General features: G+C 47.9%; 1 pseudogene. It reads right to left on the minus strand.

Going from position 1 to position 2,220, the window contains the following annotated elements:
* A pseudogene (locus KI743_RS22905) lies at nucleotides 1-2,220 on the minus strand (hypothetical protein); the annotation flags it as partial.

Here is a 2,220-nt window from a genome sequence, read left to right on the forward strand (position 1 = left end):
AATCACCGCTCCATCTACACTTTGCGCTGTCATTACATCAATGGTGTTGGTAGTAACAGTTCCGTCAGCCAAATTTGGCTCGGTGATATCGAGCGTACCATTAGCCATGATTTGCACGTCATCACCAATGGTAACTGACAGTCGCGACATCAGTGAGTCATCACCATCAGAGTCCACCGCGTAGACAGGCAAATCGAAGGTCAGCTCGTTATTATCTAATCCATCGGCATGATCTAACGCTTCAAGCAGAGTGAAGGTGTATTCGCCAAGAGTTGTTTCTGAGAAGTTCAAGGTAAATACTGGAACTTCCGTGCCGCCGTCATCGATAAAGCCGACATAATTGCCGGAACCGGCTGGGTCTTCTTTTAGCTCAACCGTAATGCTATTCGAGGTTAGCGTGCCACCAACATTGAACTCTGTTGGCTCAAGTCGGAACTTCTCAACATCATCACTCTGATTGGTGAACGAGATGATTTCAGTTTGGCTAACCGCACTGCCACTTGGCGTTGAACCATCGGCAAGCTGCGTTTCAGACAATGATACGCTTGGTACCGACTCGATGGTTGGGATATCGCCATCAGTAATGGTCAGAACAACCGTTGCGGTTTCCACGTCCACATCGCCATCACTAGACGTCACCACAATCGATTTCACGATTGGACCAGATTCATGGTCGAGGTTGCGGCTTGGTTCAAAACGTACGTCACCCTCTAGTGTGATAAACAGTGAACCTTCAGTGAAAATAAACTCTTGTTCGCCCGTGTCAGTTTGGTCTAGCAACAACGGAGTGCCGCCGTCGTAGGTGAACTGAGTAATTGTGGCACCATCTGCACTCTGCTCTGGCATCACATCAATTGTGGTTGTGGTTACCACCCCAGCAGCCAGATCGGCGACTGTCGGCTCTTCAATGGTCAAGACGCCATTGCTCATGCCTTGAACATCATCTTCAATCGTCACGGTGAGTGACGACATTGCCGAATCATCACCATCGCTATCAACCACATAAACAGGTAAGTCGAAGCTTAGGCTGTTGTTGTCTAAACCATCTTCATGGTCAAGCGCTTCAAGCAGTGTGAAGGTGTATTGGCCTAGATTCGAATCAGAGAAACTGACGGTAAAGACATTGGTTTCGACATCCGATGCATCTTTAATAAAGCCGATGTAATCGCCAGCACTGTTAGGATCTTCTTTGATCTGCACCGCTAAGTTATTTGACGTCAGCTCGCCAAGCGTATTGAACTGCGTTGGTTCGATACGGAAAGAGACCACATCATCGCTTTGGTTCGTGAATTGAATGACCTTGGTATCGCTAACAGCAGCAACTGTTGGGTCAGAACCACCTGTAAGGTTTGATTCAGAGAGTGAGATTGGCGGGATCACATCTATGGTTGGAATATCGCCATCAGTAATGGTCAGCGTCACTGTCGAGGTAAGAACGTCGTCATCACCATCGCTCGAGGTCACCACAATGCTCTTAACAATATCACCCGCCGAGTGGTCTAAATCTCGATTTGGCTCAAAACGTACTTCACCTTGAGTGGTGATGAACAACGAGCCTTCAGTGAAGGTAAACTCTTGCTCAGAGCTATTCGTTTGGTCGAGTGTGTAAGCCGTGCCGTCATAAGTGAACTGAGTGACACTGGCACCATCAGCACTGGCGCTAGTAAGCACATCGTAGACAGACGTCGTAGGAGTCCCCGCGGCCAAATCAGCGACCGTTGGCTCCTCAATACTAATCGTAGCCCCAGCCATCACTTGAACATCATCAGTGATGGTCACTGAAAGTGGTGATATTAATGAGTCATCGCCATCGGTATCGACTGCGTAAACTGGTAAGCTGAATGTCAGATCGTTATTGCCTCTCCCCGCTACATGATCTATCGCTTCTAATAACGTAAATGTGTATTGGCCGAGAGTCGTAGCGCTAAAGCTTAGCGTAAAGATTGGTGTTTCAACATTGGTTGCACTGGTCGTAAAACCAATGTAGTTACCTGAGCCTGCCGGATCTTCTTTAAGATCAATCGCAAGACCATCGGATTTCAACGCGTCATCTGTATTGAACTCACTTGGCTCTAGGCGGAACTTCTCTACATCATCACTTTGGTGGGTGAACGAGATGGTTTCTGTTTGGCTTACCGCCCCCATGATTGGAGAAGAGCCATCTGCAAGTCCTGCCTCCGCTAGAGTGACACTTGGAACAGATTCAATAGTCGGGATATC

The organism is Vibrio sp. D420a, from assembly GCF_030248625.1.
Lineage (GTDB): Bacteria > Pseudomonadota > Gammaproteobacteria > Enterobacterales > Vibrionaceae > Vibrio > Vibrio fortis_A.